Raw genomic sequence first — 13,832 nt, forward strand, 5'->3', positions numbered from 1 at the left:
GATGACCCTTATGCACCCACACATGATCAAACTGCTGAGCCTCTCGGGTCTGACCCTCGGCCTGCTGGCGGCCAGCCAGGGCTTACGCGCCGATGAGGTCAAAGCCCCAACCTTCACCGCCGAACCGTGCTGCAGCCTGTGCCCGGCCGCCCATGACGCGAAGAACTACACCACGCGCTACCAGCAGAACTTCACTACCCTGGTACAAGCCCAGGGCGACTGGCTGTTCCGTACCCAGGAAGACCTGCGCACCGAGTTCGACACCACCCCGGCCGGCTACAAGCGCATGCAACAGTTGCACGATGCGTTCAAGAGCAAGGGCGTGGAACTGGTGGTGGTCTACCAGCCAACCCGTGGCTTGGTGAACCGCAACAAGCTCAACCCGGCGGAGAAAGCCGCGTTCGATTTCGACAAGGCCCTGGGCAACTACAAGAGCATGCTCGGCCGCTTCGCCAAGATGGGCTACGTGGTGCCAGACCTGTCGCCGCTGACCAACGAACAACTGCCGGATGAATTGCCAGCCCACGATTTCTACTTCCGTGGCGACCAGCACTGGACCCCGTACGGCGCCCAGCGCACCGCAAAAATCGTCGCGGCCAAGGTCAAGCAGATGCCGGAATATGCCGAGATTCCCAAGCGTGAATTCGAGACCAAGCGCTCGGGCCGCATGGGCAAGACCGGCACCCTGCACAACATGGCCGGGCAACTGTGTGGCACCAGCTATGCGATCCAGTACATGGACCAGTTCACCACCGAGCCCAAGGGCGAAGCCGGTGACGGCGACCTGTTCGGCGATTCGGGCAACCCGCAGATCACCCTGGTGGGCACCAGCCACAGTGGCAAGAACTACAACTTCGCCGGCTTCTTGGAAGAAGAAATCGGTGCCGACATCCTCAACGTCGCCTTCCCCGGCGGAGGCCTGGAAGGTTCGATGCTGCAGTACCTGGGCAGCGATGAATTTCAGAAAAGCCCGCCGAAGATCCTGATCTGGGAATTCTCGCCGCTGTACCGCCTCGACCAGGAAACCATCTACCGCCAGATGATGGCGCTGCTGGACAACGGCTGCGAAGGCAAGACCGCGCAGATGTCGGCGAGCACCACGCTCAAACCCGGCAAAAACGAACTGATGGTCAACAGCGCCAACAAAGACCTGCGCAACGCCAACCACCAGGTGGATATCCGCTTCGCCGATCCGTCGGTGAAAACCTTGCAAGCCACCCTCTGGTACATGAACGGGCGCCACGAGGACATCAAGATCGAGAAACCCGAAACATCCGATACAGACGGGCGTTTCGCCTTTGAACTGCGCACCGATGAAGACTGGGCCTCGCAGAACTTGCTGGCCGTGGAAGTGCAGGGCCCCGAAGCGGGCGCTGCGGCGCAGAAGGTTGAAGCGAAAATTTGCACACGCAACGTATTTCCAAGCGGTGGTCAGCAGACCGCCCAACTCGGGAAGTGAGGTTACCTATGCAAAAGTTATTGCTCCCTGGCCTGCTGGGCCTGGCCATGTTCGCAGGTTCCGTCAATGCGGCGGCGCCGTTGCGTCCGCCCCAGGGCTATTTCGCACCGATCGAAGCGTTCAAGACCGGCGACTTCAAGGAAAACTGCGACGCCATGCCAACGCCCTACACCGGGCCGTTGCAGTTTCGCAGCAAGTACGAAGGCTCCGACAAGGCCCGTTCGACCCTGAATGTGCAGTCGGAAAAAGCCTTTCGCGACAGCACCGCCGATATCACCAAGCTGGAAAAAGACACCAGCAAGCGCGTGATGCAGTTCATGCGTGACGGTCGCCCGCAGCAACTTGAGTGCACCCTGAACTGGCTAGTGTCTTGGGCCAAGGCCGATGCGTTGATGTCCAAGGACTTCAACCACACCGGCAAGTCCATGCGCAAATGGGCATTGGGCAGCATGGCCTCGGCCTATGTGCGCCTGAAGTTCTCCGAGTCGCAGCCACTGGCCAAGCACCCGCAGGAAGCCCAGCAGATCGAAGCCTGGTTCAACAAGCTCGCCGACCAGGTGGTGAGTGACTGGGACAACCTGCCCCTGGAAAAAACCAACAACCACTCCTACTGGGCCGCCTGGTCGGTGATGGCAACGTCCATCGCCACCAACCGTCGCGACCTGTTTGATTGGGCGGTGAAGGAATACAAGGTCGGCGTGAACCAGGTCGATGACCAGGGCTTCCTGCCGAACGAATTGAAGCGCCAGCAACGCGCCCTGTCGTACCACAACTACGCGCTGCCGCCGCTGTCGATGATCGCCAGTTTTGCCCTGGTCAACGGCGTGGACCTGCGCCAGGAAAACAACAGCGCGCTCAAGCGCCTGGGTGACAAGGTGCTGGCCGGGGTGAAAGACCCGGACATCTTCGAACAGAAGAACGGCAAAGAGCAGGACATGAAGGACCTCAAGGAAGACATGAAATTTGCCTGGCTTGAGCCCTTCTGCACCCTCTATACCTGCGCGCCGGATGTGATCGAACGCAAGCATGGTATGCAACCGTTTAAGACCTTCCGCCTGGGGGGTGACCTGACCAAGGTCTACGACCCGGCGCATGAAAAAGGCAACAAAGGCAGCTAGTCGCTGATCGTTCCCACGCTCTGCGTGGGAATGCAGCACGGGACGCTGTGCGTCCCAAAGCGTGGCGCAGAGCGCCACAAGAGGCATTCCCACGCAGAGCGTGGGAACGATCACAACCTCCCCCGACATCGTGGGGGGTTTGGGGGGGCTCTGGCCCTTGACTGTTGGTTAAACATGGAGAGATCGGGATGGTTTTCTCGTCCAATGTGTTCCTGTTTCTGTTCTTGCCGATCTTCCTCGGCTTGTACTATTTGAGCGGGCAACGCTATCGCAATCTGCTGCTGCTGATTGCCAGCTACGTGTTCTACGCCTGGTGGCGAGTGGACTTCCTGGCGCTGTTCGCGGCCGTCACGCTGTGGAACTACTGGATCGGCCTCAAGGTCGGTGCCGCGGGCGTTCGCACCAAACCGGCGCAGCGCTGGCTGTTGCTCGGCGTGGCGGTCGACCTGTGCATCCTCGGCTACTTCAAGTACGCCAACTTCGGCGTCGACAGCATCAACGTGATGATGAAGTCGGCCGGCCTGGAGCCGTTCATCCTCACCCACGTGCTGTTGCCGATCGGGATCTCGTTCTACATCTTTGAGTCCATCAGCTACATCATCGACGTGTACCGTGGCGACACCCCGGCGACCCGCAACCTCATCGACTTTGCGGCGTTCGTGGCGATCTTCCCGCACCTGATCGCCGGTCCCGTGTTGCGCTTTCGCGACCTGGCCGACCAGTTCAACAACCGCACCCACACCCTGGATAAATTCTCCGAGGGCTGCACGCGGTTCATGCAGGGTTTCATCAAGAAGGTCTTTATTGCCGACACCCTTGCGGTGGTGGCCGACCATTGCTTCGCCCTGCAAAACCCCACCACGGGCGATGCCTGGCTCGGCGCGCTGGCCTACACCGCGCAACTGTATTTTGACTTCTCCGGCTACAGCGACATGGCCATTGGCTTGGGCTTGATGATGGGTTTCCGCTTCATGGAAAACTTCAAGCAGCCCTACATCAGCCAGTCGATCACCGAGTTCTGGCGGCGCTGGCACATCAGCCTGTCCACCTGGCTGCGTGACTACCTGTACATCACCCTGGGCGGCAACCGCAAAGGCACGCTGACCACCTACCGCAACCTGTTCCTGACCATGCTGCTCGGTGGCCTGTGGCACGGCGCCAACATCACCTACATCGTGTGGGGTGCCTGGCACGGCATGTGGCTGGCGATTGAAAAAGCCATCGGCCTGAACACCGCGCCGCGCAGTTTCAATGTGTTGCGCTGGGCCTTCACCTTCCTGCTGGTGGTGATGGGCTGGGTGATCTTCCGCGCCGAAAACCTGCACGTCGCCGGGCGTATGTACGGTGCGATGTTCAGCTTTGGCGAATGGTCGCTGTCGGAACTCAACCGCGCCAACCTCACCGGCCTGCAAGTGGCAACCCTGGTGGTGGCCTATGCAACGTTGGCGTTCTTCGGCCTGCGCGACTTCTACACCAACCGCCCTGCCGACAAGACCAAGCCAGCCGACCCGAGCCTGATCAAGGCCGTACCCGGCGACAACCCTGGCAGCATCCACGAGCCCGGTTTCAGCGTGGGCCGTGACGCTGCCGTGCAACCGGCCTACTGGACGGCTGACTGGCCACGCTACGCCATGCGCGGCGCGGTGCTGCTGCTGTTCGTGGCGTCGATTCTCAAACTGTCGGCGCAGAGTTTCTCGCCGTTCCTTTACTTCCAATTCTGAGGGAGCCGACCATGACCCGTTCATTACGCGTCCTCTACATAAGCCTGTTCCTGGTGCTGTTGATGGCACTTGGCGCCTGGTCGCTGCGCAGCTTCTTTGGCTTCAGCACCAACGCCGATGCCACCGTGCTTAATGGTCGCTGGACCAAAGCCGTCGAGACCCACTACGACGACGAGTTCCCGATCAAGCGTCTGGGCACCAACCTGTGGGCGGCGCTGGACTACAAGCTGTTCAATGAAGGCCGTCCTGGCGTGGTGCTGGGCCGTGATCACTGGTTGTACAGCGACGAGGAATTCAACCCCGCCGTCAACGAAGACCAGAACCTGCAAGGCAACTACGCGCTGGTCGAAGGCGTACGCCAGAAGCTCAAGGCCCAGGGCATCCAACTGGTGATGGCCATCGTGCCGGCCAAGGTGCGCCTGTATCCGGAGCATCTGGGTGAAGTAAAACCGGCCAGCGTGCACGCCAATCTGTACCAGGATTTCCACGCCCGAGTGGCTGCCGATAACATCCCGGCTCCGGACCTGCTTGGCCCGCTGCAACAGGCCAAGCTGAGTGGCAAGCAAGTGTTCCTGCGCACCGACACCCACTGGACCCCAGACGGTGCCGAAGTCGCCGCCAAGCAATTGGCCAAGGCGATTGCCGACAATACCCCACTGAGCGGCGAGCCGCAGCGCTTTGTCACCGAAGCCGAGAAAACCGAGCCGCATAAAGGCGACTTGCGTTTGTTCCTGCCCCTGGACCCGCTGTTCGAAAACCTGATGCCGCCTAAAGAGCCGCTGGAAAAACGCGTGACCCACCTGGCCGAAGAGAAAGGTGACGACGCGCTGTTCAGCGACAGCGAAACCCCGGTGGCATTGGTGGGCACCAGCTACAGCGCCAACCCCAACTGGAACTTCGTCGGTGCGCTCAAGCAAGCCTTGCACAGCGACGTGGTCAGCTACGCCGAAGACGGCCATGGCCCGATTCTGCCGATGCTCAGCTACCTCAAAAGTGATGACTTCAAGAACAGCCCGCCGCAGGTGCTGATCTGGGAGTTTCCTGAACGTTATCTGCCCGTTAACAACGAAATCGGTGATGCCGACCCGGCCTGGGTTGCGCAGCTTAAACAAGCCGGTTCGCGCCAACAGAACATGGCAATCAACACATCTAAATCCGAGACGCCCGACCGGGCGCAAAACTGAAAGAGAGGTAACTCACAATGACTTTCACTACTACTCCTCGTCGTCTCGCTAAAACCCTGGCTATCGCAGCGGGCCTGAGCGTCGTATCCCTGTCGGCCTTCGCTGCCGGTGACGCCGCCCTGTACGGCCCGACCGCGCCAAAAGGCTCCAGCTTTGTGCGTATCTACAACGCCAGCAACCAGGAAGTCAGCGCCACCGTTGGCAGCACCAACCTCAGCGACGTTGCGCCGCTGGCCAGCAGCGACTTCAGCTTCATGCCCGGCGGTGACTACAGCGCCAAGGTCGGCAGCCAGACCCTGCCGGTCAAGCTGGCCGCCGACCACTACTACACCCTGGTCAACAGCGGCAGCGGCCAGCCGCAGTTGATCGAAGAACCGCCGTTCAAGAACAAGCAGAAATCCCTGGTGCGCGTGCAGAACCTCAGCGACAAGGCCCTGACCCTGAAAACCGCCGACGGCAAGACCGATGTGGTCAAGTCGGTAGCAGCCAAGGGCCGTGGCGAGCGTGAGATCAACCCGGTGAAGGTAAGCCTGGCGTTGTATGACGGTGACAAGAAAGTCGGCGATGTGAAGCCGGTTGCGTTGGAACGCGGTGAAGCGGCGGTGCTGTATGTCACCGGCTCAGGTTCAAGCCTGTCGCCAGTGTGGGTGAAACGCCCCGTGTCGACCCGCTAACTATTTCCCTGAGTTGACACGCCCCCTTGTGGGAGCTGGCTTGCCTGCGATGGCGCCTATAAGACCGCCATCGCAGGCAAGCCAGCTCCCACACTGACCGGGTTTCAACTCAGGACCGAGACAAAAACAAGAGTGAAACGACAAACCTTCGTAGCTCTGACCCAAACTGATTCAAGGAGAAACACCCATGATCCCAGTAATCCTTTCCGGTGGTAGCGGCTCACGTCTTTGGCCGCTTTCCCGCAAACAGTTCCCCAAGCAGTTCCTGGCTCTGACCGGCGAGCACACCTTGTTCCAGCAAACCCTGGAGCGCCTGGTGTTCGAAGGCATGGACGCCCCTATCGTGGTCTGCAACAAAGACCACCGCTTCATCGTCAACGAGCAACTGAGCGCACGCAAGCTCGACTGCCAACGCATCCTGATGGAGCCCTTCGGCCGCAACACTGCGCCGGCCGTGGCCCTGACCGCGATGATGCTGGTCAACGAAGGCCGTGACGACTTGATGCTGGTGCTGCCCGCCGACCACGTGATCGACGACCAGAAAGCCCTGCAACGCGCCCTGGCCCTGGCCACCGTGGCCGCCGAGCGTGGCGAGATGGTGCTGTTCGGCGTGCCGGCCACCCGCCCGGAAACCGGCTACGGCTACATCAAGTCCACCAACGACTCGCTGCTGCCTGAAGGCGTGAGCCGCGTGCAACAGTTCGTGGAAAAGCCCGATGAAAAACGTGCGGTCGAGTTCGTCAAAAGTGGCGGCTACTTCTGGAACAGCGGCATGTTCCTGTTCCGCGCCAGCCGCTTCCTCGAAGAGCTGAAAAAGCATGATCCGGACATCTACGACACCTGCGTGCTGACCCTGGAACGCAGCGAGCAGACCGCCGACACCGTGACCTTCGACGACGCCACCTTCGCCTGCTGCCCGGACAACTCCATCGACTACGCCGTGATGGAAAAAACCCAACGCGCTTGCGTCGTGCCATTGGCCGCCGGTTGGAGCGACGTGGGCTGCTGGGCTTCGCTGTGGGCGGTCAATGACAAAGACGCCAACGGCAACGTGAGCAAAGGCGACGTGGTGATCCAGGACAGCCGCAACTGCATGGTGCATGGCAACGGCAAACTGGTGTCGGTGATCGGCCTGGATAACATCGTGGTGGTGGAAACCAAGGACGCGATGATGATTGCCCACAAGGACAAGGTCCAGGGCGTCAAGCAGATGGTCAACACCCTCAACGAGCAAGGCCGCAGCGAAACCCAGAACCACTGCGAAGTCTATCGCCCGTGGGGCTCCTACGACTCGGTGGATATGGGCGGGCGCTTCCAGGTCAAGCACATCTCGGTCAAGCCGGGCGCGTGCCTGTCGCTGCAAATGCACCACCACCGCGCCGAACACTGGATCGTGGTCAGCGGCACCGCCGAAGTCACCTGTGACGAGAACGTGTTCCTGCTCTGCGAAAACCAGTCCACCTACATCCCGATCGCCTCGGTGCACCGCCTGCGCAACCCGGGCAAGATCCCGCTGGAGATCATCGAAGTGCAATCGGGCAGCTACCTGGGCGAGGACGATATCGAGCGCTTCGAAGATATCTACGGTCGCTCGACACCGGTTGAACGTGGCGTATCGGTGAAAACTATCGCGCAGTAAAACAGTCGTACAAGAAGCCCTCGCCCAGCCCATTGCGTCCCCTATCCGCAGTGGGTTGGGTGGGGGCTTTTTTTTGGGGTTTGTGGTGCCTTTACAGGCCTCATCGCAGCATAGGTATCTACACAACTTCGGGTATTGCGCCGAACCTGTGGCGAGGGAGCTTGCTCCCGTGACGACCGGACAGCCGCTGCTTATCTACCTGACGCCCCGCGATCAAACTGTGAAAGCGGGCTTGCTCGCGAAGGCGGCCTGGCAGTCAATACAGTTGGATTGTGTACATATCCATTGCTGCGGTAACGGCTACTTAGGGTTCCGCCCTGACGGCGGCTCACTTTTGAAAAGCGCAAAAGTAAGCAAAACGCTCTTGCCCCACCACTCGGCACCTCGCCTAGGCTCGGTGTGCCCGTAATCCGCCAGTGATTTGGGGGGCCGCCGCCACGCGCCATCCATGGCGCGGGGCGGCTAAACCGGCATCCCTGCCGGTTTACCCCCCAAATCACTGTCGAATTACGGCCAGCGTGGTTTAACGGGGCGCTTGAGATCAAGATCAAAAGCAGATCAAGAGCGACTCGCTTCGCATCGTGGTTACCGTTGGCTGCTACAACCTACAAAATTGTGTAGATACCTATGCTCATCGCAGGCAAGCCAGCTCCCACAGTTGACCGCGTACCCACTTTAGAATGCGGTCGAATGTGGGAGCTGGCTTGCCTGCGATAGCGTCCGCCCGGCCAACACAATGCTCAAGGTAACCAATCCCACCTAAGCTTAAGTTAGGATGCTGGTTCCCTACTCGAGGTGGTCTCCATGTTCTTCGGCGTTCTCCTGATCATCACCTGGCTGGTCCTGCTGCTGCGCTACCCCGCCAAGGCGCTGCCGGTATCGTTGGCCGCTGCCGTCGGCCTGGGGTTTGTCGCAGTGTGGGTGGTATGGCTGGACAACCGCGAAGCGTCGCAACTGGCGCGCCTTGAGCTGCGCATCACCTACGCGCCGCAAGACTGCCCCGCCGACCGACCGCTCAAACTGACCCTCAACAACGGCAACGACGTACCGCTCACCGAACTGCGCTGGCGCGTCGCTGCCTATGCACCGGGCGATACGGTCAACCTGGCCGACAATGTCTACGCCGCCCCGCGCTATCGTGGCCCCGGCGAGTTGCAGGCAGGTGCCACCTGGGATGACTGCCTGCCCACCCCGCCGCTGCGCCCTGGCTATCGCCCACAAACCCTGGAATTTCGCGCCGAGCACCTGCAAGGCAGTTTCTCGGACTGACAAAGGATGGACCCATGCCCAATGTACTGATCACCGGTTGCTCCAGCGGCATCGGCCGCGCCCTCGCCGACGCCTTCAAAGCCGCAGGTTTCGAGGTATGGGCCAGCGCCCGCCAACCCGATGACGTCGCCGCGCTTACCGCCGCAGGCTTTAATGCCCTACAACTGGACGTCAACGACAGCGCTGCCCTGCAACGCTTGTCGGAGCAGTGGGGCGAGTTGGATGTACTGATCAACAACGCCGGCTACGGCGCCATGGGCCCATTGCTCGACGGCGGCACCGAGGCGATGCAGCGCCAATTCGAGACCAATGTGTTTTCCATCGTCGGCGTCACTCAGGCGTTGTTTCCGGCCTTGCGTCGCAGCAAGGGCATTGTGGTGAATATCGGCAGCGTTTCCGGGGTATTGGTAACGCCGTTCGCCGGCGCCTACTGCGCGTCCAAAGCCGCTGTGCATGCGTTGAGCGACGCCCTGCGCATGGAGCTTGCACCGTTTGGCGTGCGCGTGATGGAAGTCCAGCCGGGTGCGATCAATACCAGTTTTGCAAAGAATGCCGGCGCCCAGGCCGAATTGCTGATCCACGAGCAGTCGCCATGGTGGCCATTGCGCGAGGGCATTCGTGCACGCAGCCAGGCGTCCCAGGACAAACCCACTCCAGCCAGTGAATTTGCCGCAGACGTGCTCAAGGCGGTGCAGCAAGGACAACCACCGCGCCTGCTGCGCTCGGGCAACGGCAGCCGAGCGCTGCCGTTGATGGCGGCGCTGTTGCCCAAGGGGCTGTTGGAGAAGGTGTTGAAGAAGCGCTTTGGCCTGGGCGGTACGCTCTAAGGCTTCATGAAATCAATAAACGCCCGCACCTTCAGCGGCAAATGCCGCGTGTCCGGATACATCGCGTAAACCCCTTGCGGGGCAAAACGGTGGTCAGTCAACAGGCGCACCAAGCGTCCCGCGTCCAGATCCTCCTGCACCAACCATTGCGGTAAAACCGCCACACCGTGGCCACGTACCGCAAACGCCTGGAGCACCGCCGCGCTGTCGGCCACCAAGGCTGCCGGGCCGGCTCGATAAGGGTGTTCGAGACCTGCCGGGTCGGTCACCCTCAATTCGCTCAAGCGGCCATGGCCCAGCCTGGGCACCTGCTCTAACTCCTCCAGGGTCTGCAACCCGGCAAACTGCGGCGCCGCGACGGCAAACACCTCGAACGTCGATAACTGCACCGCCCGATGATTGGAGTCCAGCAAGCGCCCCAGCCGTATCGCCACGTCAAAACGCTCGGAGATCAGATCCGCGTGGGTGGAGGATGTGGATAAGTGGATGTTCAGGTCCGGATGCAGGCGCCGAAAGGCTTCCACCGCAGGGCCGACCACAGCCAGGGCATATTCGACGGTGGTAGTGATGCGCAGGGTGCCCTTGAGTTGGGCATGCTCACTGCGGGCCTCTTCTACCGCCAGGCGTGCCTCTTCAAGCATGCGCGTGCAGCGCAGGTAGAAGCGTTCGCCGGCGTCGGTGAGCGCCAGTTGGCGGGTGTTGCGGGTCAGCAGGGTGACGCCGAGTTCCGCCTCCAGGCGCTTGAGGTTGAAGCTGACCACGGCGCGGGTCTGGCCGAGCAGGTCCGCGGCGGCGGTGAGCGAGCCGGCCTCGACCACGGCCTTGAAGGTGTCAAAACGGTCCAGGCTAACCATGGTGGACGCCCTCCTTTGTCAAAATATTTTTGACAAACTAGCAGGCAAACCGACGTATCCCAACCCCTGCGTGCGGCCTACCCTGCCGGCTTCACTCGCAGGAACGCGTTCATGACCTACCGCTCGAAAGTCGCCTGGATCTTTTTATTGGGTTTTGCCCTGGACCTGGTGAACATGTTTGTCGCCACCGTCGCCTACCCGGACATTGCCCGCGAGCTGCACGCCTCGGTCACGCAACTGGCGTGGATCAGCAACGCTTACATGCTCGGGCTGACCCTGATCATTCCCTTGAGTGTCTGGCTGGCAGCGATCATGGGCGAACGCACGCTGATCGCCACCAGCCTGCTGCTGTTCGCCGGCGCCTCGGTGCTGGTGGGCCAGGCCGGTTCCATCGAGGCGTTGATAGGCTGGCGCGCGGTGCAAGGGCTCGGCGGCGGCTTGCTGATTCCCGTGGGCCAGGCCATGGCGTACCGGCACTTCCCCGCCGCCGAGCGCAGCCAGCTGACGGCGCGGGTGATGTCGGTGGCGTTGCTGGTGCCAGCGCTGTCGCCGACGTTGGGTGGAGTGATCGTCGACAGTGTGTCCTGGCGCTGGATTTTCTACGCCAACCTGCCCCTGGCCCTGATCACCCTGCTGCTGGCCTTGCTGTGGATAAAACCCGACACGCCCACCCGCGTGCGCCCACCTCTGGACCTGAGCAGTATCTTCAAACAGGTTGCCAGCCCGATGCTGCGCGTGGCGATGCTGGTCTACCTGTGCATACCCGGCGTGTTTATCGGCACGAGCCTGATCGCCATCCTTTATGTGCGCAGCCTGGGCTATGACGCCACCCAAACCGGCGCACTGATGTTGCCCTGGGCGCTGGCCTCGGCAGTGGCAATCTACCTGAGCAAGCAACTCTTCAATCGCTGCGGCCCCAAACCCCTGTTGCTGGCGGGCATGGCGCTGCAATGCGCTGGGATCCTGTTGCTCAACGAGCCCGCGCTGATTATTGCGGCCTACGTCTTGATGGGCCTGGGCGGCAGCCTGTGCAGCAGCACCGCGCAAACCCTGGCCTTTCTGGATATTGCCGCCGAGCGCATGGGCCACGCCAGTGCGTTGTGGAACATGAACCGCCAAGTAAGCTTCTGCGTCGGCGCCGCCGTGCTCAGTGCAATCCTGTCGGCCTTGGATTCCTTCGCCATAACCTTCACGATGGCGGCAGCTCTGACCCTGTTGCCGCTTTTCGCAGTGTTGCGCCTGGATGCTTCCAGAGTACGTATGCTGCTTCACCCTTGCAGCGAGCCCAAGCATGATTGACTACAGCGATTTTTTTGAAGAAGTGATCCAGACCCACGTCGAGATCGAGCAATGGTTTGCCGGGGTTGCGCCTCAGGGCACGCTGGAAAATCTGCTCGCGCGCTTCTCACCGGAGTTCAGCATGATCGCGCCCGCCACCGGAACGCGGGTCAACAGGGCCGGGGTCAATGCGTTGTTTACGCGCCTGGGCGGAATGCGTCCGGGGTTGAAAATCACCTTGAGCGAAATGACCGGCATCGACCGCCATGCACGCGGCGCCACGGTGACGTATCGCGAGCATCAGATTGACGACAGCGGCACCCACACCGACCGTCGCGCCACGGTGGTGTTTGAGAAACAGGCCAGTGGCGCGCTGCTTTGGCGGCACTTGCACGAGACCTTTATCAAAGCCTGACGCAGTCAAATGTGGGAGCTGGCTTGCCTGCGATGGGCATAGGTTTCTACACAACTTCGTGAGGTAGCAGCAGACGGTAACCACGATGCGAAGCGAGTCGCTCTTGATCTTGATCTGCTTGTGATCTTGATCTCAAGCGCCCCGTTAAACCACGCTGGCCGGAATTCGACAGGGATTTGGGGGGTAAACCGGCAGGGATGCCGGTTTAGCCGCCCCGCGCCATGGATGGCGCGTGGCGGCGGCCCCCCAAATCACTGGCGGATTACGGGCACACCGAGCCCAAGCGAGGTGCCGAGTGGTGGGGCAAGAGCGTTTTGCTTACTTTTGCGCTTTTCAAAAGTGAGCCGCTGTCAGAGCGGAACCCTAGGTGGCCGTTACCTAAATAACGGATATGTACACGGTCCAACTGTGTTGACTGTTAGGCAGTCTTCGCAGGCAAGCCAGCTCCCACATTTGGATGGTGCTGTGTCAGGTAGATCAGTGTCGGCTGTCAGGCCGCCATCGCAGGCAAGCCAGCCTCCCACAGTTTAGTTTTGCGTTGGGTTCACGATGACAGTGCAGGTAATGCCTGCCGCCAACAACACGCCCTCCGGCACTTCATCAATGTGAATCCGCACCGGCACACGCTGGGCCAACCGCACCCAGTTGAAGGTCGGGTTCACATCGGCGATCAGTTCACGGCTCTCGGGGTTATCACGGTCGTAGATGCCACGCGAGATGCTTTCCACATGGCCCTTCAAGGTCTCGCCGCTCATCAATTGCATATCGGCTGTGTCACCCACCTTCACATGGGGCAGCTTGGTTTCTTCGAAGAAGCCATAGACCCAGAACGAATTCATATCCACCACCGCCATTTTGGCTTCGCCGATGCGCGCATAGTCGCCGCGATGCACATTGAGGTTGGTGACATAACCGTCCACCGCCGCCAGCACTTGCGTGCGTTTCAAGTTGAGTTCGGCGGCCTCCAGTTGCGCCAAGGCGTGCTGATAATCGGCCAGAGCCGAGTCGGCGATGTTGCTGGCGTCGTCGCGGTTTTCCTTGGAGATCACCAAAGCGTCCAGGTCGGCACGGCGGTGGGCGTTGACCTTGCGCATTTCCCAGGTGGCCTTGCGTGAAGCCACCAGCGATTGCGCTTGCTTGACGGCAATGCGGTAGTGCTCGGGGTCGATCTGCATCAGCAGGTCGCCCTTTTTCACCAACTGGTTATCGCGTACCGGCACGTCCACCACTTCACCGGTGACGTCAGCCGCCACATTGATGATGTCGGCGCGTACCCGGCCATCGCGGGTCCACGGCGTTTGCATGTAGTGCACCCACAACGTGCGGCCAATCCAGATCGCCAAGGCCAGAACCAGCAAGGTGGCGAGCAGGCTGAAAAACTTTTTCATCGGGGC

12 protein-coding genes are annotated in these 13,832 nt (G+C 60.9%); 10 read left to right on the plus strand and 2 right to left on the minus strand.

Features of this window, described 5'->3' with window-relative positions; genetic code table 11:
- Positions 1–10 precede the first annotated feature (10 nt).
- The 8 genes from PSH76_RS22680 to PSH76_RS22715 all read left to right on the plus strand — a co-directional run bounded on the left by PSH76_RS22680 (position 11) and on the right by PSH76_RS22715 (position 9,891).
- Positions 11–1,459 (plus strand): alginate O-acetyltransferase, encoded by a 1,449-nt coding sequence (locus PSH76_RS22680; RefSeq protein WP_305492969.1) that lies wholly within the window; start codon positions 11–13, stop codon positions 1,457–1,459.
- Positions 1,460–1,467: 8 nt separating this feature from the next.
- Positions 1,468–2,577 carry a mannuronate-specific alginate lyase gene (locus PSH76_RS22685; protein WP_032893490.1) on the plus strand — a complete coding sequence of 370 codons (1,110 nt, stop codon included), beginning with the start codon at positions 1,468–1,470 and terminating at the stop codon, positions 2,575–2,577.
- 188 nt (positions 2,578–2,765) lie between these two features.
- Complete coding sequence (locus tag PSH76_RS22690) at positions 2,766–4,298, plus strand: MBOAT family protein (protein ID WP_032893491.1); 1,533 nt, start codon at positions 2,766–2,768, stop codon at positions 4,296–4,298.
- Between the two features lie 11 nt (positions 4,299–4,309).
- A complete protein-coding gene (locus PSH76_RS22695) occupies positions 4,310–5,482 on the plus strand; it encodes an alginate O-acetyltransferase (RefSeq protein WP_305492970.1) in 1,173 nt (390 codons plus the stop codon).
- 17 nt (positions 5,483–5,499) lie between these two features.
- On the plus strand, positions 5,500–6,156 hold the full coding sequence (locus tag PSH76_RS22700) for an alginate O-acetyltransferase AlgF (RefSeq protein WP_014717000.1): 657 nt from the start codon (positions 5,500–5,502) through the stop codon (positions 6,154–6,156).
- A 187-nt stretch (positions 6,157–6,343) separates the two neighbouring features.
- Positions 6,344–7,795, plus strand: coding sequence for a mannose-1-phosphate guanylyltransferase/mannose-6-phosphate isomerase (locus PSH76_RS22705; RefSeq protein ID WP_032893494.1), 1,452 nt, complete (start codon positions 6,344–6,346; stop codon positions 7,793–7,795).
- Positions 7,796–8,599: 804 nt separating this feature from the next.
- Positions 8,600–9,064 (plus strand): hypothetical protein, encoded by a 465-nt coding sequence (locus PSH76_RS22710; protein WP_032893495.1) that lies wholly within the window; start codon positions 8,600–8,602, stop codon positions 9,062–9,064.
- A gap of 14 nt (positions 9,065–9,078) precedes the next feature.
- Positions 9,079–9,891, plus strand: a complete 813-nt coding sequence (locus PSH76_RS22715) for an SDR family oxidoreductase (protein WP_305492971.1) — start codon at positions 9,079–9,081, stop codon at positions 9,889–9,891.
- On the opposite strand, the gene PSH76_RS22720 is transcribed toward PSH76_RS22715, so the two are convergent.
- Positions 9,888–10,745, minus strand: coding sequence for a LysR family transcriptional regulator (locus PSH76_RS22720; RefSeq protein WP_305492972.1), 858 nt, complete (start codon positions 10,743–10,745; stop codon positions 9,888–9,890). The genes PSH76_RS22715 and PSH76_RS22720 overlap by 4 nt on opposite strands.
- Positions 10,746–10,856: 111 nt before the next feature.
- On the opposite strand from PSH76_RS22720, the gene PSH76_RS22725 reads away from it, so the two are divergent.
- A complete protein-coding gene (locus tag PSH76_RS22725) occupies positions 10,857–12,044 on the plus strand; it encodes an MFS transporter (protein WP_305492973.1) in 1,188 nt (395 codons plus the stop codon).
- Positions 12,037–12,438 carry a nuclear transport factor 2 family protein gene (locus PSH76_RS22730; RefSeq protein WP_032893499.1) on the plus strand — a complete coding sequence of 134 codons (402 nt, stop codon included), beginning with the start codon at positions 12,037–12,039 and terminating at the stop codon, positions 12,436–12,438. Before PSH76_RS22725 ends, PSH76_RS22730 begins: the two co-directional genes overlap by 8 nt.
- A gap of 527 nt (positions 12,439–12,965) precedes the next feature.
- On the opposite strand, the gene PSH76_RS22735 is transcribed toward PSH76_RS22730, so the two are convergent.
- On the minus strand, positions 12,966–13,826 hold the full coding sequence (locus PSH76_RS22735) for an HlyD family secretion protein (RefSeq protein WP_044270477.1): 861 nt from the start codon (positions 13,824–13,826) through the stop codon (positions 12,966–12,968).
- Between the last annotated feature and the right edge of the window lie 6 nt (positions 13,827–13,832).

The sequence above is a fragment of the Pseudomonas sp. FP215 genome (assembly GCF_030687795.1).
In the GTDB taxonomy this organism is placed as follows: Bacteria; Pseudomonadota; Gammaproteobacteria; order Pseudomonadales; family Pseudomonadaceae; genus Aquipseudomonas; species Aquipseudomonas salmasensis.